This is a genomic window from Ensifer sp. BR816, assembly GCF_000378985.1.
GTDB lineage: Bacteria > Pseudomonadota > Alphaproteobacteria > Rhizobiales > Rhizobiaceae > Sinorhizobium.
This window is the reverse complement of record NZ_KB905370.1, coordinates 2,663,040-2,682,197: the sequence shown is the minus strand read 5'-3', so window position 1 is coordinate 2,682,197 and position 19,158 is coordinate 2,663,040. Positions and strand designations below refer to the sequence as shown.

Annotated in this window: 20 protein-coding genes; 5 read left to right on the top strand and 15 right to left on the bottom strand. The window is 62.7% G+C overall.

Annotated elements, in window-relative coordinates; translation table 11 throughout:
- Positions 1-8 precede the first annotated feature (8 nt).
- The 7 genes from benD to RHIBR816_RS0112970 form a co-directional block, all read right to left on the bottom strand.
- On the bottom strand, positions 9-797 hold the full coding sequence (benD, locus tag RHIBR816_RS0113000) for a benzoate diol dehydrogenase BenD (RefSeq protein WP_018236984.1): 789 nt from the start codon (positions 795-797) through the stop codon (positions 9-11).
- Positions 794-1,816, bottom strand: a complete 1,023-nt coding sequence (gene benC / locus RHIBR816_RS0112995) for a benzoate 1,2-dioxygenase electron transfer component BenC (protein ID WP_018236983.1) — start codon at positions 1,814-1,816, stop codon at positions 794-796. Before benC ends, benD begins: the two co-directional genes overlap by 4 nt.
- A gap of 41 nt (positions 1,817-1,857) precedes the next feature.
- Positions 1,858-2,346, bottom strand: coding sequence for a benzoate 1,2-dioxygenase small subunit (gene benB / locus RHIBR816_RS0112990; protein ID WP_018236982.1), 489 nt, complete (start codon positions 2,344-2,346; stop codon positions 1,858-1,860).
- Positions 2,343-3,701, bottom strand: coding sequence for a Rieske 2Fe-2S domain-containing protein (locus RHIBR816_RS0112985; RefSeq protein WP_018236981.1), 1,359 nt, complete (start codon positions 3,699-3,701; stop codon positions 2,343-2,345). Before RHIBR816_RS0112985 ends, benB begins: the two co-directional genes overlap by 4 nt.
- Positions 3,702-3,806: 105 nt before the next feature.
- Complete coding sequence (gene catA, locus RHIBR816_RS0112980) at positions 3,807-4,745, bottom strand: catechol 1,2-dioxygenase (protein ID WP_018236980.1); 939 nt, start codon at positions 4,743-4,745, stop codon at positions 3,807-3,809.
- A 59-nt stretch (positions 4,746-4,804) separates the two neighbouring features.
- Positions 4,805-5,095, bottom strand: coding sequence for a muconolactone Delta-isomerase (catC, locus tag RHIBR816_RS0112975; protein ID WP_018236979.1), 291 nt, complete (start codon positions 5,093-5,095; stop codon positions 4,805-4,807).
- Between the two features lie 4 nt (positions 5,096-5,099).
- Positions 5,100-6,251, bottom strand: coding sequence for a muconate/chloromuconate family cycloisomerase (locus RHIBR816_RS0112970; RefSeq protein ID WP_026186936.1), 1,152 nt, complete (start codon positions 6,249-6,251; stop codon positions 5,100-5,102).
- Positions 6,252-6,349: 98 nt separating this feature from the next.
- Here RHIBR816_RS0112970 and RHIBR816_RS0112965 point away from each other — a divergent pair, with 98 nt between their 5' ends.
- Both RHIBR816_RS0112965 and RHIBR816_RS0112960 read left to right on the top strand, forming a co-directional pair.
- The gene (locus RHIBR816_RS0112965) at positions 6,350-7,288 is read left to right on the top strand and encodes a LysR family transcriptional regulator (RefSeq protein WP_018236977.1); all 939 of its coding nucleotides are present in this window, start codon (positions 6,350-6,352) and stop codon (positions 7,286-7,288) included.
- Between the two features lie 69 nt (positions 7,289-7,357).
- Positions 7,358-8,272 carry a LysR family transcriptional regulator gene (locus tag RHIBR816_RS0112960; protein WP_018236976.1) on the top strand — a complete coding sequence of 305 codons (915 nt, stop codon included), beginning with the start codon at positions 7,358-7,360 and terminating at the stop codon, positions 8,270-8,272.
- A 49-nt stretch (positions 8,273-8,321) separates the two neighbouring features.
- Here the strand turns inward: RHIBR816_RS0112960 and RHIBR816_RS0112955 are convergent, their stop codons facing one another.
- Positions 8,322-9,131 (bottom strand): EAL domain-containing protein, encoded by an 810-nt coding sequence (locus RHIBR816_RS0112955; RefSeq protein ID WP_018236975.1) that lies wholly within the window; start codon positions 9,129-9,131, stop codon positions 8,322-8,324.
- Between the two features lie 68 nt (positions 9,132-9,199).
- On the bottom strand, positions 9,200-10,351 hold the full coding sequence (locus tag RHIBR816_RS0112950) for a hypothetical protein (protein ID WP_018236974.1): 1,152 nt from the start codon (positions 10,349-10,351) through the stop codon (positions 9,200-9,202).
- A 231-nt stretch (positions 10,352-10,582) separates the two neighbouring features.
- Here RHIBR816_RS0112950 and RHIBR816_RS0112945 point away from each other — a divergent pair, with 231 nt between their 5' ends.
- Both RHIBR816_RS0112945 and RHIBR816_RS0112940 read left to right on the top strand, forming a co-directional pair.
- Complete coding sequence (locus tag RHIBR816_RS0112945; RefSeq protein ID WP_034815276.1) at positions 10,583-12,025, top strand: sensor histidine kinase; 1,443 nt, start codon at positions 10,583-10,585, stop codon at positions 12,023-12,025.
- Positions 12,022-12,663, top strand: coding sequence for a response regulator transcription factor (locus RHIBR816_RS0112940; protein WP_018236972.1), 642 nt, complete (start codon positions 12,022-12,024; stop codon positions 12,661-12,663). The genes RHIBR816_RS0112945 and RHIBR816_RS0112940 overlap by 4 nt, the downstream gene beginning before the upstream one ends.
- Here RHIBR816_RS0112940 and RHIBR816_RS0112935 read toward each other — a convergent pair.
- The 5 genes from RHIBR816_RS0112935 to nirK all read right to left on the bottom strand — a co-directional run bounded on the left by RHIBR816_RS0112935 (position 12,660) and on the right by nirK (position 17,316).
- Positions 12,660-13,118 (bottom strand): hypothetical protein, encoded by a 459-nt coding sequence (locus RHIBR816_RS0112935; protein WP_018236971.1) that lies wholly within the window; start codon positions 13,116-13,118, stop codon positions 12,660-12,662. The genes RHIBR816_RS0112940 and RHIBR816_RS0112935 overlap by 4 nt on opposite strands.
- A 542-nt stretch (positions 13,119-13,660) precedes the next feature.
- On the bottom strand, positions 13,661-14,104 hold the full coding sequence (locus tag RHIBR816_RS0112930; protein WP_026186934.1) for a pseudoazurin: 444 nt from the start codon (positions 14,102-14,104) through the stop codon (positions 13,661-13,663).
- Positions 14,105-14,210: 106 nt separating this feature from the next.
- Positions 14,211-14,906: a Crp/Fnr family transcriptional regulator gene (locus RHIBR816_RS0112925; protein WP_018236969.1), complete on the bottom strand. Its 696-nt coding sequence runs from the start codon at positions 14,904-14,906 to the stop codon at positions 14,211-14,213.
- A gap of 274 nt (positions 14,907-15,180) precedes the next feature.
- Positions 15,181-16,095, bottom strand: a complete 915-nt coding sequence (locus tag RHIBR816_RS0112920; RefSeq protein WP_018236968.1) for an SUMF1/EgtB/PvdO family nonheme iron enzyme — start codon at positions 16,093-16,095, stop codon at positions 15,181-15,183.
- 90 nt (positions 16,096-16,185) lie between these two features.
- Positions 16,186-17,316, bottom strand: coding sequence for a copper-containing nitrite reductase (gene nirK, locus RHIBR816_RS0112915; RefSeq protein WP_018236967.1), 1,131 nt, complete (start codon positions 17,314-17,316; stop codon positions 16,186-16,188).
- 259 nt (positions 17,317-17,575) lie between these two features.
- Between nirK and RHIBR816_RS0112910 the strand changes: the two genes are divergently transcribed.
- Positions 17,576-18,787, top strand: coding sequence for an NnrS family protein (locus RHIBR816_RS0112910; RefSeq protein ID WP_018236966.1), 1,212 nt, complete (start codon positions 17,576-17,578; stop codon positions 18,785-18,787).
- A 77-nt stretch (positions 18,788-18,864) separates the two neighbouring features.
- Here RHIBR816_RS0112910 and RHIBR816_RS0112905 read toward each other — a convergent pair whose 3' ends face one another.
- Complete coding sequence (locus RHIBR816_RS0112905; RefSeq protein WP_018236965.1) at positions 18,865-19,158, bottom strand: metal-sulfur cluster assembly factor; 294 nt, start codon at positions 19,156-19,158, stop codon at positions 18,865-18,867.

The following is a 19,158-nucleotide window of genomic DNA, read 5'->3' as shown; positions in this document are numbered from 1 at the left end:
TTGAGATGTCAGCCGGTATCGCCGCCAGCCACGGGCAGCACGCTGCCGGTGATGTAGGACGCCTCGTCCGAAGCCAGGAACAGGATCGGCGCCACCTGTTCCTCGATGGTCCCGTAGCGCTTCACGAAACTGGATTGCTTCACCTGGTGGACGACCTCGGCCATCCAGCGCTTCTCCGCCTCCGTATCTCCGCCGGCATTGCGCGGAATGCGCCGCGGCGGCGCTTCCGTGCCGCCCGGGGCGGTGGCGACCACGCGGATGTTGCGCTCCGCCAGTTCCATCGCCAGCGACTGGGTGATGGCGTTGACGCCGCCCTTGGCCGCCGAATAGGGCACGCGGTGAATGCCGCGCGTCGCATTCGAAGACACATTGACGATGGTGCCGCCGCCGCGCGCGAAGAGATGCGGCAGCACCGCGTGGCAGCAGTAGAGCGTCGGCATCAGCGAGCGGCGGATCTCCGCGTCGATCTGCTGCGGTTCGAATTCACCGTAGGGCCGCATGCGGATCGCCCCGCCGACATTGTTGATGAGGATGTCGATGCCACCGAAACGCTCCTCGGCAAAGCGCATTGCAGCAGCCGCGCCTTCGTGGGTTTCCAGGTCAGTCTTGAAAGCCGCGGTTTCGGCGTCGCGCGCCTCGGCTGCCACATCGGCGACGAAATCGGCGCGATCGACGAAGACGACCCGTCCGCCCTCCTCCGCGGCGCGAATCGCCACGGCGCGGCCGATACCCTGCGCCGCGCCGGTTACCACCAGCACCTTGCCGGCAAAGCGATCCGCGAAGCGCGTCCCGTTCATGCAGCCTCCCTCACGGCCGCATTCGGCGTGAACTTCTCATAGTGAAAACTGTTCGGCTTCACGCCGTTGTCGTCGAAATGCCTGCGTACGGCATCGACCATCGGCGGCGGACCGCAGAGATAGACGTCGACATCGCCGCCGTGAAGCACCTCGGCGGGCATATGCTCCGTGACCCAGCCCTTGCGCGGATGGCTGGACGTTTCCTCGGCAACTACGGTCGCGAAGCTGAAGTTGGGCAGGCGCGCCGCATAGGCCTCGATCTCGTCGAGGAGAACCAGATCGAGATCGCGGGTCACGCCATAGATCAGGTGGATCTTCTGCTGCGAATTCTCGCGGGCCAGAGCCTCCAGCATTGATAGGAATGGCGCGAGCCCAGTACCACCGGCTAGGAGCAGGAGCGGACGGCCGACCTCGCGCAGGTAGAAACTTCCGAGCGGTCCCGTCAGCTCGAGCTTCGTGCCGACCTCGGCGCGCTCCAACCAACTGCTCATCAGGCCGGCGGGTATCTTCTTGATGAGGAAGCCGATGCGGCCTTCGCCGGGCGCCGAGCTGAACGAGTAGGAACGGTTCTGGCCGCTGCCCGGCACCTCGATATTGACGTACTGGCCGGGCAGGAAGGCAGGCGCGGCATCCATGTCCAGCTCGAGCACGATCGCCGCATCGTTGTGCGGGATGACGCGCGCCACGGTCGCGGAGAATTTCTGCTGTCCCGTCTTGCAGGCCACCGATGTCGTCGGCACCGCGATCACGCAATCCGAAGTCGGCTTCATCTGACAGGTCAGCACAAGGCCGCTTTCGGCCTCATCCGCCGTCAGCGCATCGTCGATGAAATCGTCACCAAGGTCGTAGCTGCCGCTCTCGGTCCGGCACTTGCAGGTGCCGCACACGCCGTCGGAACAGTCCATCGGCAGGTTGATCTTGTTGCGGAAAGCCGCATCGAGGACCTTCTCGCTGTCCTTGCACTCGATGAAGCGGGTCACCCCGTCCTCGAAGTTCAACGCAATTCTGTAGCAGGCCATAGAATCCTCCTCATCATTTCCGTGCCAGCCGGCAACGCCCCTCAGATGTGGTAGACGTCGATGACCTGGCGGATGTAGTCGTTCTTCAGCACGATCTTCTTGCTGGAGATCAGCAGCCCGTCTGTGCTCTTGCGCAGCGTGATGAACATGGTGCCGAAGAACTGGTCGGTGACCTTGTAGCGATGGTTCAGCGTGTGGAAGTTGTAGCGCACGTCGACTTCATCGCCCCGGACCTCCACGACTTCGACATTGGTCACGTTGTGGCTGGTGCGCGGCTCCGGCGTCGAGGCGCCGGAACGCTCGGTCTTGATGCGGAACACCCGGTCTTCCAGACCATCGCGGTTCGGATAGTAGATCAGCGAGATCTGCGACTGCGGGTCTTCGGTGATCTGGTCGTCATCGTCCCAGGCGGGCATCCAGTAGGTCACGTCCGACGCATAGCAGGTCAGCCATTCGTCCCACGCGCGATCGTCCAGAAGGCGGGCCTCCCGGTAGAGGAACGCGCAGATGGCCTCGTAGGAAATGCTCATGCGACGACTCCGTTCTTCTCAGCGGTCAGCGCCTCGCGCATCACCTTGGCCCAATATTCGTGCTGGCGGACGAACAGGCCCTCGTCCTCGCTGCGCTCGCCGGACAGGAGCGGCTCGATGCCCATTCGCTTCGCGTTTTCGTCTGGTCCGTCGATCCAGAGCGGTGCGCCCCGCGACAGGTCGTTCCAGAGCGCCGCGGTGCCGGCATAACCGGCCTGGCAGGCACGGAATTCCTCGAGGTCGTCGGCCGTGCCCATGCCGGACACGTTGAAGAAGTCCTCGTATTGACGGATGCGCAGCGCGCGGTCGGCCGCGCTTTCGCCCTTGGGTGCAAAACAGAAGATGTTGATCTCGGTCTTGTCGACGCTGATCGGGCGGTTCACGCGGATCTGCGTCGAGAACTGGTCCATCAGGAAGACGTTCGGATAAATGCAGAGATTGCGGGTCTGGTTGACGATGAAATCCGCCTTGTCCTCGCCGACGCGTGCGGTGATCTCGTCCCGGCGATTGTAGACCGGGCGGACCTCCGGGTTCATCGTGTTCGTCCACAACAGGATGTGGCCGTTTTCGAAACCGTAGACACCAGCGACGGAGCGGCTCCAGCTATTGGCATCGACCGCCTTCGTGCCCTCCTCCTTGCGGCGGCCCATCGTCGCGGCATAGTTCCAGTGCACGGAGCTGACGTGATAGCCGTCGCAGCCGTTTTCCATCTGCAGTTTCCAGTTGCCGTCGTAGATGTAGGACGAATTGCCTCGCAGCACTTCCAGTCCGTTCGGCGCCTGGTCGACGATCTGGTCGATAATGACCTTCGTCTCGCCGAGGAACGCCTCGAGCGGCGCCACGTCCTCCTTGAGGCTGCCGAACAGGAAGCCGCGATAGCTTTCGAAGCGCGGCAAGCGCTTCAGGTCGTGCGAGCCGTCCTTCGCGAACTGCTCCGGATATTGGGTGGACTTCTCGTCCTTGACCTTAAGCAGCTTGCCGGTGTTGGAAAAGGTCCAGCCGTGGAAGGGACAGGTGAAGCTGCCCTTGTTGCCGTGCTTGCGCCGGCACAGCATCGCCCCGCGATGGGCGCAGGCATTGATGACCGCGTTGAGTTCGCCGTTCTTGTCGCGGGTGACGACCACCGGCTGGCGGCCGATATAGGTCGTGTAGTAGTCGTTGTTTTCCGGAACCTGGCTCTCATGGGCGAGATAAACCCAGTTGCTTTCGAAGATGTGCTTCATCTCCAGTTCGAACAGATCTTCATTGGTGAAGATGTCGCGGCGGCAGCGGAAAATTCCGGCGTCCTTGTCGTCCTGCACAGCAGTGGCGAGCAGATGATCGAGGTCCCGGGCTTTGTCGATAGTCGCAGACATGACCTATCTCCCGCAAAGTGCGCGCTACCCGGCGCAGCCTTTGCACACAAGTCGTTGATGACGATGGTTGTCGGGTTGGCGGCTCCCTCGGGCCGCCTACCTTCTTCAGGCGGCGGCGCGCTTGCGCAGCTCGTTGATCTGGTTGTCGATGCCGTTGACCAGCGCTGTCAGGTGAATATCGAACTTGATCTCGGCGAAGGGCCCGCTCAGGCTGTTCGCCTTGATGCTGGACTCGTCGGTTCGTTCGACCAGGGTCGGAACCAGGCCGTCGCGCGTCGCATAGGCAAAATCGTCATTGACGAGCGGATCGCCTTCGATGTTGATCTGGGTCGTCAGCTTGCGGTGGCCGTCGGCGCTGATGAAGAAGTGGATGTGCGCCGGACGCTGGCCGTGACGGCCGAGTGCCGATAGCAACTGCTCGGTCGGGCTGCGTGGCGGCACGCCATAGCCGTGCGGCACGATGCTCCGAAACCTGTAACAGCCCTTTTCGTCGGCAATGATCGTGCGACGCATATTGAACGGCGCCTGCTTGCCTGTCGGGTCGAAGTGCGAATAAAACCCGCGCGTATCACAATGCCAGACTTCGACCATAGCACCCGGCAACGGCCTGCCGTCGGAACCATGGACGGTGCCGTGCATGATCAGGGTATGGCCGTTCTCGTCGGTGCCGTCGTCTAGTCGGGCAAAGCCATGCGACACGGGGGCGCCTGCCACGTAGAGCGGACCCTCGATCGTGCGCGGTGTCGGGTTTTCGATGCCGAGCGCCGCGTCGATCGCATCCAGGCGCTCGTCGATGAAGTGATCGAGACCGAGGCCGGGCGAGATCAGACCAGCCTGACCGGTAGCGCCGATTTCGTTAAGCCAGGCGATGCCGGCCCAATATTCGTCCGGGGTGATGTCGAGATCGTCGATGGCCTTGAACAGGTCCGACATCATCCGATGGACGATCTCTTTGACGCGCGGATTGCCGCCGTCCTTGTCGAGGCCGCTCAGGACTTTGAGAAAGCTCTGAATGTCGGGCCTGTCGAAAATCTTCACGCTCATTTTATCCTCCTCTTGAGCTCGGAAAGTCTGATGCGGCTCCGTTCACCGCAATCATGGTTCTAGGTGTCGTCCTCGCGGATCGCGGAGGGATGCCGGCAGAGCGGCGTGACCTTTATCGCCATGAAGGGAAAGAGCGGCAGCGCGGACAAGATCTCGTGTAGTTCCGAAGGCCCGCTCACGTCGAAGACGCTTACATTGGCGTAGCGCCCCGCCATGCGCCAAAGGTGGCGCCATTTGCCGCTCCGCTGCAGTTCCAGGGCCCGCTCCCGTTCGGTGGCCTTGAGCTCATTCGCCACCTGCGACGGCAAATCGTGCGGGATGTTGACGGTCATTTCGACATGAAACAGCATGATCTCACCCCACCACCCGGAGCCCTGTTGCCGACTTGCCATCTCTACGGAAGCGGTTGACGGCGTCGTCGTTGAGCGCGATGCCGAGGCCGGGCCCCTGCGGCAACGTGAGCTCGAAGTCTTTGAATAGCAGCGGCTCCTGGAGGATCTCTTCCGTCAGCAGCAGTGGACCGAAGAACTCCGTGCCCCATTGCAGATCCTTCACACCGGCCATCAGCTGCGCAGCGGCGATCGTGCCGATCGGTCCCTCCAGCATCGTGCCGCCATAGACGCTGATACCGGCCGTCTCCGCGATGGCGATGACCTTGGCGGCGGCGAACAGGCCGCCCGCCTGCTCGATCTTGATCGAGAAGACGTCGGCTGCGTGCGCCATCGCCGCTTCGAGCGCGCTTTCCGGACCGACCAGCACTTCATCGGCCATGATGGCGATCGATGAAGTCCGGGTCAGCCGGGCAAGCGGCGTGATGCCTGAGACCGGCTGCTCCACCAGCACGCAACCGGCGTCGGCCAGGGCCGCGATCGCATTGCGCGCCTCCCGCTCCCGCCAGGCCATGTTCACGTCGACACGGATCGACGCGATGTCCGGCAGCGCCTTGCGGATGGCAGCGACGTGGCGGATATCCTCCTCGATCGACTTGACGCCGATCTTCAGCTTGAAATCCTTGTGACGACGCCGGTCGAGCAGCGCCTGTGCCTCATCGATATCCTTTGCCGTCTCCCCGGAGGCGAGTGTCCAGGCAATCGGCAAGCTGTCGCGGCGTCGGCCACCGAGCAGTTCCGACATCGGCACGCCGAGGCGGCGGGCCTGACAATCGAGCAATGCGGATTCGATGGCACATTTGGCGAAATGGTTGCCCTTAACCGCCTTGCGCACCCGATCCATCGCGGCCTGCACCCGCGTCGCATCGCGGCCCAGCAGCAGAGGCGTGATATATTCGTCGATCGTGAGCTTCATGCCTTCCGGGCTCTCCGGCCCGTAGGCGAGCCCACCAATGGTGGTGCCCTCGCCGAGGCCCTCGATCCCGTCTGAGCAACGCACCCGTACGATCGTCATACTCTGCCGGCTCATGGTGACCATTGAGAGCGTGTGAGGCCGGATGGTCGGCAGGTCGAGTATAATAGCCTCGATCGAGACGATACGAACTTCCACGGACACCGCACTTACTCCCTTTATTTGCAGGAAGGCTAACGCTCGATTAGTGTCGGGTCCAAAACTATATAAGTCGAACTTTATACCCGGGAGGTATAATAGGGATGGAACTTCGCCAACTCCGCTACTTCGTAGCGGTCGCCACCGAACGCAATTTCTCGCGCGCGGCGGAAATCCTCCACATTGCCCAGCCGCCGCTCAGTCGGCAGATCCAGCAATTGGAGGAGGAATTGGGCGTGCATCTGATCGACCGGTCCAAGCGACCGCTGAGCTTGACGGAAGCGGGACGGTTTTTCTTCGAGCAGGCCTCGCAGATCATGGCCCGGCTCGACCATATCCGTGACCAGACCCGGAGAATTGGAAAGGCGCAGCGTGAGCGCTTCATCATCGGCTGCGTCGGCTCTACCCTCTATGGAGGCATGCCGGACCTCGTGAGACGCATGCGGCAGCGCTGGCCCGATCTCGATATCGAGATCCGCGAAATGATGTCGACGGAACAGGTGACGGCGCTCAAGGAGCGACGCATCGATCTGGGTTTCGGCAGGGTGCGCTTCAACGACAGGGAAGTCGAACGGCTGACGCTCCGGGAGGAGCGGCTGGTCGTCGCCTTCCCCAAGGGCCATCCGAACTCTGTTAGCAAGGAGCCTATCGCCCTTTCCGAACTCGAGGGCGAATCGCTGATCATCTACCCCTCAGCGCCCAGGCCGAGCTTCGCGGATGAGACCCTGAACCTGCTCGGTGAGATCAACATCCGTCCCCGGCATATCGAAGAAGTTCGCGAAATTCAGACCGCACTCGGTATGGTGGCCGCGGGCGCCGGCCTGTGCATCATTCCCGCCGCCTCGCAACGCCAGCGGCCGGACGATGTCTGCTATCGCATGATCGCCGACGAGAAGGCCACCTCCCCCGTGATCATGAGCTATCGGCGCAACGAGGCCGGCGGTCGGATCGAATCGATAAAGCAGATCATCCGCGAGATGTATGCCGACAATCCGCCATGGCTCCAGCTCTCCAACGTTCGTCTGGATGCGCCCGAGGATTGAGATCGGGGCGGGTTCTGCGTCATTGGGACTTGCTCATCGGTCGGCGCGAACTGTGTTATCGTCGCGCACATGTCGCGCCCCGATCTCAATCTCCTCGTCACTCTCGATGCATTGCTTGCCGAAGGAAGCGTCGTCCGCGCCGCTCGAAGGCTGCGGCTGAGCCCCTCCGCCATGAGCCGCCAACTGGCGCGATTGCGTGATGCGACCGGCGATCCATTGCTCGTGCGGGCCGGGCGCGGTCTCGTTCTGACGCCACGCGCCCTCGAGCTGCGCGAGCGGGTCGGCAGACTGGTGGAGGAGGTGGAAGCTGTGCTCAGGCCTGCCGATCGGCTTGATCTCGGCCAGTTGGTCCGGAGCTTCACGCTCCGCACCAGCGACGGCTTCGTCGAGAATTTCGGACCGGCCCTGATCGCCAAGGTCGCCGCCGAGGCGCCGGGCGTACGGCTGCGCTTCGTCCCGAAGCTGGACAAGGACAGCACGCTCTTGCGCGAGGGCAGCGTTGATCTGGAGACGGGCGTCCTGGGCAGGAACCAGGGCCCGGAGGTGCGCACGCAGGCTCTGTTCAGGGACCGTTTCGTCGGCGTCGTACGCGTCGGGCACGGGCTTTCCCAGGAGGAAATCACCCCTGCCCGCTACGCCGGCGGGCAGCATATTCTCGTCGCCCGGCACCGGTTCGAAAAGGGACCGATCGATGATGCTTTGGAAGCGCTCGGACTGGAACGCGAGATCGCGGCGACTGTCGGTGGCTTCTCACCCGCGCTGGCCCTGGCGCGAAGCTCGGATATGATCGCCACTGTTCCCGAGCGTCACACCGGCAATCTTCGTGCCCGCCTCTTCAGCTTTTCGCTGCCGGTAGCCATTCCGGAGATCACCGTGTCGATGCTCTGGCACCCTCGCCTCGATGCCGATCCCGCCCATCGCTGGCTGCGGGAATGCGTTCGGGCAACATGCGTCAGGGCGCCCGCTCGCCGGCCGTCGGAATGAGAAGGCGTGGCTCGTCGTACCTACGGCCGGCGGATCCGAAGCGCGACGGCTACTGGTGCCAGGATCGCTCAAGGAGGTGCGGCCCGGACGATACCGGGCGATGTCTTCGCTTGAACGCTTTCGCGCTGCGCGAATAGATGGGGGGCAGAGTTGGCTCCGAAAGGAGAAATCCCTGCACATGCGTCGCTCCGGCGATCCTGGCGGCCTCAAGCTGATCGTATGTTTCGATGCCTTCGACAACCACGGTCGGTACCGTACAGGAGGCCAGAGCGACTATGTCACGCAGCTTCAGCGCTGCGCCACTCCGGTGGCGCTCGGCGAAACACGCGTCGATTTTCACGAGATCGGCCGGGACCGACAAAGGCGAATTGCCGGTTCCGAACTTGTCTGTTGCGATTCGGTAGCCGATCGCGCGAGCGCTCCGGAGGAGGTCCGTAGCAATCGAGCGCGTTCTCAGCGACGAACTTTCCGGGACTTCGAGAACCAGCCGCGTGGCTAACGCGGCATGCCTGGAAAGGAAATCGTACAGCACCCGGCACATACGCTCGTCGCCCAGGATCTCGGACGAGATATCGCAACCAAGTGCATCCGACGGATGACACGCGAGCCATTCAAACGCCAGTTCGAGAAGGTCGAGGCCAAAGGCCAGATCAACCCCCGAGGCTTCGGGGAATGCTGAAAACTCTCCGCGGGTTCTGACCGTGCCGTCAGGCTCCACGAACCTCCCGAGGCATTCGGAGTAAAGGACATCGCTCGAGTCATTGACGGCGTTGATCTGCTGCAGCGAAAAGCCGATCCGCCCGCGCTGCATCGCCCGCACGGCACCGGCAATTGCGTCGTCACGTGTCTCCAACTTCATGGATCAAGCCGCCCCATCCAGATTATCGGACGAATGCCGACCGCTGCCGGCACCGTCCGCACTCAGCTTCACTCCGCAACACCCAGGTCGTCAGTGGTCGTTTCCGGCAGCGTCTCGCGTATCTCGTCGATCTTGCCGAATGTCGGTCCAACGCCGAGGATCTCCTTGGCCTCGGCGAGGTCGTCATCGGTCACGACGCCGTCTTTCGAGAAACCTTCAAGGGCCTCGCGGAGCGCTTCGTCGCTCAAGTCCGGATCGGTCGGGATGGCATCGGTGCCATTCTCGGCCTCGAACTCGGCATAGTCGATCGCATAGGCCGAGACCGCCGCCAGGCGCGGGTCGTTGGAGTTGAGATAGGCGTGATAGTTCCTGTTCAGCGAACTGAACCCGGGACGGGGCCCGGCGGCCTCAAGTTCCTCGTCAGGCAACGGGTCCGAAGGGTCCGAGACGTCCGAAGTGTCCGAGACATCCGCGGTGTCCGAGTCGTCCAGGTCGTCTAGTTCGTCCGAAGTATCAGGCAACGTCTCGCGTATCTCGTCGATCTTGCCGAACGCCGGGCCGACGCCGAGGATCTCCTTGGCCTCGAGAAGGTCGTCGTCGGTCACGACGCCGTCTTTGGTGAAGCTTTCGAGCGCCTCGCGGAGCGCTTCGTCGCTCAACGCAGGATCGGTCGGAATGGCGTCGGCGCCATTCTCGGCCTCGAACTCGGCATAAGCGATCGCATAGGCCGAGATCGCCGCCATTCGCGGGGAGTTGGAATTGAGATAGGCGTGATAGTTCCTGTTCAGCGAGCTGAACCCGGGACGGGGGCCGACGATTGCAGGTTCGACGATTTCAGGCTCGATGACTTCAGGCTCGACGCTCTTTGGCTTGATCTTGGCGACGTTACCGGTCTTCACCGGTTTTACTGCCTTGATCGTCTTCTTGGATTTGGTGCCGCGCGAGAAGAGCGACTTCAGGAGGTTATCGCCATTGCTCTTGCCGGCCCGCTCCTTGCTTTGCTTGCCGCTGCCGGAATGCGATTTGCCCTGACTTCCTCCGTGGCCGTTGCCGCCGCCATTACCGCCGCCGTTCCCACCACCATTGCCGCCGCCGTTCCCGCCGCCATTGCCGCCTTTGGCAAGAGCAACGCCCGAGGTCGCGAAGGTGGCGCTTGCCAGCGGGGCGATCGCGATGGCGAGTGCGACGACGCTCCGCCCGATTGTCTTGGAAATAGCCATGGCCGGCCTCCTTTGGTAAATACTCGCCCTGCTAGCAAGGGCGTCAAATTTCAAACCAGAGTGACGGTAGCTTGCGCGGCGTCGCAGCACCACGGCCGTCAGACTATTGCGCTGGCAGGTAGGACCTAGGTCTGATAGACCGTCACAAAAAGTCCGACCGACCATCTGGGAACATGGCGCGCCATTGACCCCTTGACCGGAGGCGATAATTTATCGACCTCAGTCGAACCGATGTGCCGCCAGCGAATCGAGCGGACAAGCCCGAGATTTGTCGTGCGAGCCAAAGACTTGATCACACGATGGAACGCGCAGCCGTTGGCCAAGCAGTTCCTGACGGCCGGCGGCATCGTCGCGACTGCGGCGATGCTGGTGGTCGGCGCATTCGTCACCAGTCTCATAGAGGACGCCGTCACCCGAAACTCGGCGGCGACCACCGCACTCTACGTCGACAGCGTCATCGCGCCACTCCTGCCAGACATGCAGACAACCGAAGTTCTCGACGATGCCGTCTCGCGCGCGCTTGACGAGACGCTGGGACAGGGTGCGCTCGGTAACCGCTTGCTGGCGTTCCGCCTCTGGCGTTCCGACGGCACCATTCTCTACGCCAACGAGGAGGAGATGGTTGGAAAGCGGTTCGGGCTCAGTCCCGAGTTAAAAGCCGCATTCGATGGCCAAATGGTCGCCCAATTCACGCCGGTCGACGACCTGGACAAAGAGACCGAGCGTTCGGCCAACAAGCCGCTCCTCGAAATCTACAATCCTGTGCTGCAGCCCTGGTCGGGACAGGTCGTCGCCGTTTCGGAATTCCATGAAATTGCCCATGATTTCCAGCTCAGCCTGGGCCGGGCCAGAATCCAGACGTGGCTGGCCGTTGCGGGATTTACGCTCGCATTCTTCATTGTGCTTTCCGCGATCGTGATGCGCGGCAGCAGAACCATCGATAAGCAGCGCCTGTCGCTCAAACAACGCATCGAGGAACTGTCTTCCCTGCTGTCGCAGAACGAGACGCTTCGTGGGCGCCTGCAGCAATCCTCGCAACGAGCAACTGCTCTGAACGAGCAGATGCTGCGACGCATCGGTGCTGACCTGCATGACGGCCCGGCGCAGCTCCTCGCATTTGCCTCGCTGAGGCTGGACAGCGATGCTGTGATGAACCCCTCGGCATCCTTGGAAAAACGCGAGCGCGAGGTCGCCGCCATCAAGGCAAGTCTCGACGAGGCGATGCATGAGATCCGGACCATATGCAGCGGCCTCGTCCTGCCGCAGATCGAAACCGCGAGCCTGTCGGAGATACTCGAGCGCTGCATTCACGCACACAAGCAGCGAACCGGTTCGGCAGTGGATTTGTCGCTGTCACGTCCGCCAGATCGCCTTTCCCCATCGGCGAAGATATGCATATACCGCTTTGTGCAGGAAGCGCTCAACAATGCTTACCGGCATGGCGGAGGCATTGGGCAGCGCGTGATGCAGAGCATCGACGGCGACAGGGTGCGGATCGAGGTCGCCGATGGCGGGCCCGGTTTCGACCCGAGCAAGATAAGGTCGACGAGCCTTGGGCTTGCCGGTCTGAGGGAACGGATAGAAAGTCTTGGCGGAACGTTTGAACTGAACGCGGCCGCTCCGGGAACGGTTGTCCGGATGTCGCTCGGCGTCGAGGAGATTGAGCAGATATGACGATTCGCGTTGCAGTGATCGACGATCATCCTCTGTTTAGAGAGGGCGTAACGAGAAGCCTGTCGGAGATCGACGGCTTCGAGATCATAGCCGAAGGGGGCTCGCGCGACGACGCGCTGAGAATTGCCGAGAACCTGGCCCCTGACGTGATGCTGCTCGATATTTCCATGCCCGGCAGCGGGATCGAGGCGGTCCCGCTTATTCTCCAGATCGCGCCGTCACAGAAGATCGTCATGCTCACCGTTTCGGAGGCTGGCGATGACGTCAAGGCCGCCTTGCAGGGCGGCGCCAAGGGGTATGTGCTCAAGGGGATCGGATCGAGAGCGCTGGCGGATGTCATCCGCACCATCGCCTCCGGCGAGAGCTACGTGGCGCCGGCACTCTCGGCCAAGCTTTTGTCCAGCAATGCACCGGCGCCCACAAGCAAGTTCGACGGTATCCACGACCTGACCAATCGCGAGCGCGAGGTTCTCAACCTTGTCGCATCAGGGATGAGCAACAAGCAGGTCGCACGGGAACTCAACCTTCACGAAAAGACGATCAAGCACCACATGACGCAGATCATGGCAAAGCTCGACGTCGCCAATCGGACCGAGGCCGCGATGGTGCTGCGCGACGCGCTTGACCGCCCGCTTTAGTCAATGAGGGATAAAAGCCGCTTCTGATCAGCCGAGGTGGCGCGCCGGTTTACGATCGTGCGTCCGCGGGCATCTTTCATGATGTAGCGGCCGTTCTTGATCTCCTCGCTGATACCCTCGACATGACGGACTTTCAGGACCGAGCCGAAACCTCCGACGGCCGAGCCTTTTGCGCTCGCCCCGCTCGAACTGCTGCTGCTCGAACCGCCTCCCTTGCCGTTGCCGTTGCCGTTGCCACCGCCATTGCCGTTTCCACCACCATTGCCATTGCCGCCACCATTTCCGTTTCCGCCGCCGTTCTTGGCAAGGGCGGATTGAACGGAGAGCTCAAGCGCAGAACCGGTAATGGTTGCCTTATAGGGAAGGCTCGCAGCGACCAAGCCGATCGTCGCCGTGCATAGCGCCGCCACGAACTTTCGCCTGTTGGTTTTCGCATTGCTCCGCAGCAAAATCATTGGCGCACCATTCGCCTGGCAGTTACCCAAAATCTGATGAGCAAAGGCCGGCTGATATCGAGTTCGGTGGAGTCGAGCCAATCCGGCGATCTTTGTCCTCGCCTTTCAAGTTACATTGCCCACGGCGCAAATCGATCGTCAACCCGTGGCGCGCCGGATCAGGCCTAATTGGACCTTTCTCACATCACGGCCGGACATTCGCCCAGTCCCGATCGGACCAAGGTCCTGCGAGAGCCGGTGGTCTCAGACGCCACGCCGGGGCCCGACAAAGGCAAAGAGAGCTCGCCGGACCGGACCGACGAGCTAGACCCCGCGCAGGAAGGGACGGCGCTGCGCGAAGACTTGCGGCAAGAACAGTTCCTTCGCCTGAAAGTTCCTTCTCGAGACGTCGCTCAGACCTATGCCACGCGCCGGTCAGACCAAGGGGCCGATGCACGTCAAGACTTTGAGCGGGCGCGCTGCGGAACACGTCAAAACACTGAAGCCCGGCGCGATCTGTACATCGCAACCGGGCTCCCAGTTAAAGGCAGCAGACGGGTTTGCTATTGCAGCGCCGCAGCGAGGGCTGCGTCGAGGCGCTCCCGCGCCTTTTTCGGCAGCTTGACGCCTTTCACCTTCTCGACATTGGCGGGGGCATCCCCGACGATGACGGCACCGACCATGCCCATGCCGACATGCGGCGCGCATTTGACGGCGTAGACGCCTTGCACATCGAATGTCACCTTGTAGGTCTCGTTCATCTTGCTCTTGAAGGCAGCAGCGCCGTCGGGAATCATGTCCTTGATGGTCTCGACATTGTGGCCCTTGTCGGTCGGGACGAAGGTGACGCTGTCGCCGGGATTGACCTTGACGAAAGCCGGCTCAAACACCATCGCACCATCGGCGCCCTTGTTCAGCATGTGAACCTCGAAATCGGCGGCGAATGCGGTACCGGTGAAAGCGGCAAGAATTGCGGCGACTGCCATGCCCTTTGCGAATGTGCGCACTTGAAATTCTCCTTGGTTTCAGAACCATTGGGTTCCTACGGCAAGGAAATAGGACAGAAACGGCACCCGCTCTTTGATGCTTGTCAAACAATTGCGGAAAGATGCTTCAGTCCCGCCCGCCTTCGGCGAGTGACGCCAGCCCCGGCAGATCGCAGATGATGAGCTTCTGGCGGCCACCCTCGACCAGCCCCTTGGCCTCCCAGGCACTGAGGATCCGCGACACGGTGTGCAGCGTCGTGCCGGTCATTTCGGCGATGTCCTGGCGGGAGATCGGAAAGTCGATGCGAATGCCGCCTTCTTCCTGCTTTCCCGCCTGCCGCGACAGGCGCAGCACCGCATGGGCGACGCGCCGCTCCACCTCCTGCGTCGACATCTCGCGGATGCGCGTGTGCGCCTCCTCGAGCCGCTGGCCGATCGTCTGCATCGTGCTGACGGCGAGGTGCGGGTTTTGCTCGACGAATTTCGGCCAAAGATCGGTCGGCCAGGACAGGGCGAGGCTTTCGGTGACCGCCGTCGCGGTACCCGGATAGTCCGAACGCTGCAGCGCCTTGGCAAATCCGAAGAGGTCGCCCGGATGGACGACGCGCACGATGATCTGCTGGCCGTCCTCGGTCACCTGGGTGACTTTCAGCCGGCCATGCAGCAGGAGGAAGAAGTGGCTGGCCGTCTGGCCCTGCTCGAAAACAGCATCGCCCTGCGGCACGCGCCGCCCCGTCGCGTGGCCGAGCAGCCTGTCCAGATCGGTGTCGCTCATCCTGTCGAACAGGGAAAGCGACCGCACGACACTCCGGTCGATCTTCATTCGAACTTCCTAACGCATGATCCCTCGGAACCGACTTAAGCACAAAACCATGCGGCAACCTACTGCATGTCTCCTTAAATCGACCTCGATTTAAGGACAAAGACATGCAGCAATTCAAAGTGCTACAGCGACCTTTGCGCGTCTGATAAGACGCGCGGCGCTGTAGAAATCTACAGCAGCCTCGGCGCGGCTCGACAGGCGAATGGCCGTAATTCCTGTGCGCATCCCTCGCGCGCAGGAAGAAAACCGCGGGTCCGCTTCGGAAAGGCCTTCTTCAAACGTCCAAGCCCTTCGACCTCAGTGTTGCAAGCAGAGGCGCGTACCACCGCGTATCCTTCACCAGGCGAAAGCCCACATTGTCCGGCGGCGCGCCGACGGCACAGCCGCCCCCCTTCGGCTGACGGACGAAGGAACTGAGGGCCGCCCGGTGCTTGCCGGTGGCGATATAGATCCCGCAGGAGGACGCATCGCTGGTCACGCCTCCCGCCCTGTCCAACACGACGCGCCGGCTGCAGGTCGTCGTCCATTCCCAGACATTGCCGGCGAAGTCCGCCAGCCCGTATTCGCTCTCGCCAAACTGCCCGAGCGGTTGCGGTTTCGGCTCTGCCGATGCCTTGCGCGCCGTCTCGCGGCGATAATCGGCGAGCCACCGCAGGGCGGGATTGGAACTATCGGCATCGACGCCGAGCGCATCGTCGGGAAAGCGCGAGCCGGCGGCAAAGGCGAGCTGCTCGTCCGCCGGCAGCACCCAGACGTCTCCCGTCCGCCGGCTGAGCCAGGCAGCATAGGCCTCCGCATCGTCGAAGCTGACGCCTGTTGCCGGGATCCGCTCAGGATCGCCCGGCACATGCTCGGGCTCGGCGGGCGGACAGGCCCCTTCCGCGACGCAGCGTGCATAGTCGGCCGCCGTCACCTGGTATTTCATGATGGTGAGCGGCGCGTCCATTCGCACGGTCACCATCGGGCCGTCCACGGCATAGCCGTTCTTGAAGTATTCTCCGGCGACGCGGTAGTCGAAATCCCGTGGAGCGATGACGACGACGGCCGGCTTGGCGACCGGGGCACCGACCGGCTCCTTGCCGATCAGTCCCGTTTGCTTGGCGAGGAGGCCGGCCAGAAGAAGGAGGAGGAAGGATGGGATCGCAAGCGAATTGGAAGTGACGTCTTTGGTTTCAGAAAACGCGGCCATGTCGGCCTCCTTGCGATGATCTCTTCCGCCCGCGCTGTGGCGGGGCGACGTGCGCCCCGGCGGTGCGGGGCGCACGCTGCTACGACTGCGTCAGGTACCCGAGGGGGCACGAACCGCGGTCATGAGATCGTCGTTCCAATCACCGGTCACAGTGAAATGGGCCGCGGCGCCGAGTTCGAAGGCTTCGATCAGGTTGTGGTTCACATAGGCGTAAATACCGGGCTGCTCGAAGGTGTAGAAGGCTGCGCCCGCGGTGCCGCCGGGGATGAACCAGGTTTCCTGGTCGCGGTCCGGGGGATTGCGGAACTTGCCGGTAGCCCAGACATAGTCGCCGTGGCCGCCGATCAGATGCGGGCGCGTGTCGCGGTTGGCCTGCGAGTGGACGATCAGCACTTTTTCGCCGACGGCCGCCTTCAACGCATTGTCCCCGGTGAGCGCCCCCACAGCACCGTTGAAGACGATGTGGGTGGGGGTGAGCGTGCGCATCACTTCCAGCGTATCGGCATAGGCATCGCCGGCGCTTTCGTATTTCTTGAAGTTGCCTTTCTCGTCACGCGGCACGTAGAAGTCCTGCTCGCCGACATAGTAGACCTTGTCATAGGTGAGCGACTTGCCCTCACCGTCGGTCAGGCCCTCGCGCGGCAGCACCATGATCGCGCCGTTCATCCCCGAAGTGACATGCCAGGGGACCATGCCGGGAGGTGCGCAATGGTAGACGAAGACGCCCGCCTTGGTTGCCTTGAAGCGCAGCACCGTGCTTTCGCCCGGATTGACCACCGTCAGCGCCCCGCCGCCGAGCGCACCGGTTGCCGAATGAAAGTCGATATTGTGCTGCAGCGTGTTGGTATCCGGATTGATGAGGGTCAGTTCGACATAGTCGCCCTGGTGGACCACCATCATCGGACCGGGCACCGAACCATTGAAGGTCATGGCATTGACCTCGGTCCCCTGCTCGTCGACGATGATCTTCTTTTCCTCGATCGTCAGCGTGAACTGGACCACCTTCGGACCGCCTTCGGCCCTCTGCGCGTGGACGTGCACGAAGGGCGGCTTCACCAGATCAACCTTGACGCGCGGCAGCGACGCGACGTCGACGGGGGGAGTCTTGGCGACCGCTTCTTCGGCATGCGCGGCCGCCGCACCGACCAGCGGCGTCAGCGCCCCCGCGATCGCCGCGCCGGCCAGCATGTTGCGGCGTGTCATCTGGAATAGCTCAGACATGGAACCTCTCCTTGAAAAGGACGGAGCGAATGTCGCCCGGTCGTTGTCATCCTAGGAGGGTTGGGGACCCACTCTTTGAGGTGGAGCAAATACCCAATTTCCACTGGTGCGACATTTTGGCAAAAAATCGCCACAACGGCGCCCGGCAGTCGATCCGGACCAGCCTCGGCACGCAGCCGAGCCGGTGTTTGCCAATTGTCAAAGAACCGCCGAGGCAACTCCGGTAGTCAGGAGCGAACCAGTCATCAGGAGTTGAATCATGAATGGATCAAAGACGGCAGAGCGGCCCGGCCACGTACCGCGCGGCCTGGCCCGCACGGGCCCGGTGCTCTTTTCCTACGGCTTTCGTCCCTTTTTCCTCGGCGCCGCGATATGGGCGATCGTCGCCATGAGCCTGTGGATTGCCGCGCTTGCGGGCCACATCGACCTTGGCGGCAGCTATGGCGCCCCTGCCTGGCACGCGCACGAGATGCTGTTCGGCTTCGCCTCGGCTGTCCTTGCCGGTTTCCTGTTGACGGCCGTGCCGAACTGGACGGGCCGGCTGCCGGTTTCGGGCTGGCCGCTCGCCGGATTGTTCGCGCTCTGGGTGGCGGGACGCGCGGCACTCACATCGCCGGATGCGATCGGCCTTTCGGTCGCCGCGGCCATCGACAGCCTCTTTCTCCCGGCCCTGCTCTTGATCTGCGCCCGGGAGGTGATTGCCGGCCGCAAATGGAAGGATCTGAAGGTCCTCGGCGGGCTGCTGGCACTGTCGCTTGCCAATGGCTGCTTTCATGTCGCGGTGATCACCGGAGACCATGCCCATATCGCCATGCGTCTCGGCATCTCCGCCTATGTGGCGCTCGTCACCATCGTCGGCGGGCGGATTCTGCCGAGCTTCACCCGCAACTGGCTGAATCGCTTCGGCCGGACCGACTTTCCGGTCCCCTACAACCGCTTCGACACGATTGCCATTCTCGCAGGCATCGTCGCCCTTGGCGCCTGGACGTTCGCTCCGGAACAGCCGGCAACGGCCCTTGCCGGCCTCGTCGCGGCGTCGCTCCATGCTGTCCGGCTCGCCCGCTGGCGCGGCTGGGCCACCTGGCCGGAAATGCTGCTCGTCATCCTGCATATCGCCTATGCCTTCGTTCCTCTCGGCTTTGCCGCCATCGGTTTCTCGGCGCTCGGCCTCGTCGAGGAACATTCGGTCATGCACGTGCTGACGGTCGGCGCCATTGCAGCAATGATGCTTGCGGTGATGACACGGGCAAGCCGCGGCCATACGGGCCACGCGCTGACTGCCTCGCCCCTGACCACCGCCGCCTATGCAGCCATCGTATTCTCGGCGCTGCTTCGTCCGCTGGCGGAGATGCTCCCGGAGCTGGCGGCCACCCTCTATGCCGCCTCGGGCAGCCTGTGGGTCGCCGCTTTCGGGCTATTCTTGATCGAATATGGTCCGATCCTCGTCAGCAAGCGGCGTGCCCTGCGCTGATCGCCGTGCAGTCCAGAAGCCAGAACGGCCCGGGAAGGATCCCGGGCCGTTTTCATGTCCGTCTTGCGGCAGTCGTCTCAGGCGCTCATCATCTCCGGCGTCCAGGCCGGCTCATACGTAAGCCGAACTTCGGCATATTCCACGCCCGGCACATACCAGACGCAATTGCGAACGGCCTCCTTCAGATATTCGCTGGCGGGGCAGCCCTTTGTCGTGGTCGTCATCGTCACCTGGGCGATCCCGCAGTCGTCGACGGCAACCTCGTAGATCAGCCCGAGATCGACGATGTTCTGGCCGATCTCCGGATCGATGATCGTGCGCAGGGCGTCGCGAATGGCATCCCGGACGGCTTCGTTCGTCGCTTCGCTCAT

Bases quoted from the DNA above. Each gene is read 5' to 3' on its own strand.
- RHIBR816_RS0112940 (WP_018236972.1), top strand. From the start codon at position 12,022: ATGACGATTCGCGTTGCAGTGATCGACGATCATCCTCTGTTTAGAGAG.
- RHIBR816_RS0112910 (WP_018236966.1), top strand. From the start codon at position 17,576: ATGAATGGATCAAAGACGGCAGAGCGGCCCGGCCACGTACCGCGCGGC.
- RHIBR816_RS0112960 (WP_018236976.1), top strand. From the start codon at position 7,358: ATGTCGCGCCCCGATCTCAATCTCCTCGTCACTCTCGATGCATTGCTT.
- RHIBR816_RS0112950 (WP_018236974.1), bottom strand. From the start codon at position 10,351: ATGGCTATTTCCAAGACAATCGGGCGGAGCGTCGTCGCACTCGCCATC.
- benD (WP_018236984.1), bottom strand. From the start codon at position 797: ATGAACGGGACGCGCTTCGCGGATCGCTTTGCCGGCAAGGTGCTGGTG.
- catC (WP_018236979.1), bottom strand. From the start codon at position 5,095: ATGCTGTTTCATGTCGAAATGACCGTCAACATCCCGCACGATTTGCCG.
- RHIBR816_RS0112965 (WP_018236977.1), top strand. From the start codon at position 6,350: ATGGAACTTCGCCAACTCCGCTACTTCGTAGCGGTCGCCACCGAACGC.
- benC (WP_018236983.1), bottom strand. From the start codon at position 1,816: ATGGCCTGCTACAGAATTGCGTTGAACTTCGAGGACGGGGTGACCCGC.
- RHIBR816_RS0112955 (WP_018236975.1), bottom strand. From the start codon at position 9,131: ATGAAGTTGGAGACACGTGACGACGCAATTGCCGGTGCCGTGCGGGCG.
- catA (WP_018236980.1), bottom strand. From the start codon at position 4,745: ATGAGCGTGAAGATTTTCGACAGGCCCGACATTCAGAGCTTTCTCAAA.
- RHIBR816_RS0112905 (WP_018236965.1), bottom strand. From the start codon at position 19,158: ATGAGCGAAGCGACGAACGAAGCCGTCCGGGATGCCATTCGCGACGCC.
- RHIBR816_RS0112985 (WP_018236981.1), bottom strand. From the start codon at position 3,701: ATGTCTGCGACTATCGACAAAGCCCGGGACCTCGATCATCTGCTCGCC.
- benB (WP_018236982.1), bottom strand. From the start codon at position 2,346: ATGAGCATTTCCTACGAGGCCATCTGCGCGTTCCTCTACCGGGAGGCC.
- RHIBR816_RS0112925 (WP_018236969.1), bottom strand. From the start codon at position 14,906: ATGAAGATCGACCGGAGTGTCGTGCGGTCGCTTTCCCTGTTCGACAGG.
- RHIBR816_RS0112935 (WP_018236971.1), bottom strand. From the start codon at position 13,118: ATGATTTTGCTGCGGAGCAATGCGAAAACCAACAGGCGAAAGTTCGTG.
- RHIBR816_RS0112920 (WP_018236968.1), bottom strand. From the start codon at position 16,095: ATGGCCGCGTTTTCTGAAACCAAAGACGTCACTTCCAATTCGCTTGCG.
- nirK (WP_018236967.1), bottom strand. From the start codon at position 17,316: ATGTCTGAGCTATTCCAGATGACACGCCGCAACATGCTGGCCGGCGCG.
- RHIBR816_RS0112945 (WP_034815276.1), top strand. From the start codon at position 10,583: ATGTGCCGCCAGCGAATCGAGCGGACAAGCCCGAGATTTGTCGTGCGA.